The organism is Pseudomonas sp. SDO5532_S415, from assembly GCF_054071155.1.
The window spans coordinates 1-1,261 of record NZ_JBSVWS010000359.1; the positions used below are offsets into that span (position 1 = coordinate 1).

Genomic DNA, 1,261 nt, shown 5'->3' on the forward strand with positions numbered 1-1,261 from the left:
GCGAGCCTGCGCGCGAAGGCGCAGTGTCAGTCCCCCCTTTATCGAATCCGAAATCCTCTTCGCGAGCAGGCTCGCTCCCACAGGGGATTTGCTTGTCCACAGGGATCTGCGGTGAGCTGGCGGTTTCAGCTAATATGCCCCCCACCCAAACAAGAACAGGGCACACCTCGCTCAATGTCGGAAAAAGACACCATTTCCATTCAACTGGTGCGTGAAGCGCTGTTGCAGAGTTGCGCCCCGGGCGTCGCCACCGAAGAGGCGTTGAACAAGGTCGGCATCGATCCTGTCCTCCTGCAAAACGACACTGCCAGGGTGCCGGCCACCGCCTACGCGCGGCTGTGGCGTTTGCTGGCGCGGCGTGGCGACGACGAGTTTTTCGGCATGGACCCGCGCAAGCTCAAGTCCGGCAGCCTTGAGTTTCTCTGTCGTTGCGCCATGGTCCAGCCGAGCCTGGCGGCGGGGCTCACCAGTGGCCTGGGTTTTCTGTCGCTGATGCTCGAACGCATGCCCGCCGAACTGGTGCGTCAGCAAAGCCTGGCTGAAATCGTGTTGCTCGAAGACGACCACGAACCGCGCCGGGCCTTCACCTACTTCACCTACTGGATGATCGTGCACGGCGTGGCCTGCTGGCTGGCGGGACGTCGGATCCCGATTCTGGCCATCGAGTTGCGTTGCCCGCAGCCGGATTTCTGCGACGACTATCAGGTGATGTTTTCCGAGAACCTGCGTTTCGACCGGCCACGTACACGGATGATTTTCGCCGCCGATTGCCTGGATCTGCCGATCAAACGCAGCGCTGAAGAACTCAAGCGATTCCTGGCCCATGCGCCGGCCAACATCCTGGTGAAGTATCGCGATCCCGAAAGCCTGGCCAGCCGGATCAAGCACGATCTGCGACAACTGCCCGCCGAACAATGGCCGGAAACCGAAGCGCTGGCGCAACGCCTGTGCATGTCGGCCTCGACCCTGCGTCGGCGACTGGCGGAGGAAGGCCAGAGCTACCAGGGGCTCAAGGACAGTGTGCGCAAGGAACTGGCCATCGTCTGGCTGGCGGAGCCGAGCATCAGCTTCAGCGAAATCGCCACCCGGTTGGGGTTTGCCGATGCGAGTTCGTTCTACAAGGCGTTTCGCAAGTGGTCGGGCTCCAATCCGGGGCATTACCGCAGTTTGATCCTCAACGAAGCCTCCTGATCCGGATTATGTATTGATGCAGCCGGCCCCTTCGCGAGCAGGCTCGCTCCCACAGGGGTATACATTTCAA

The 1,261-nt window shown here is 61.3% G+C and carries 1 protein-coding gene; it reads left to right on the forward strand.

Annotated elements, in window-relative coordinates; genetic code table 11:
- The first annotated feature begins 174 nt into the window (after window positions 1-174).
- A complete protein-coding gene (locus ACW9HW_RS30080) occupies window positions 175-1,191 on the forward strand; it encodes an AraC family transcriptional regulator (RefSeq protein WP_457402961.1) in 1,017 nt (338 codons plus the stop codon).
- The last annotated feature ends 70 nt before the right edge of the window (window positions 1,192-1,261 follow it).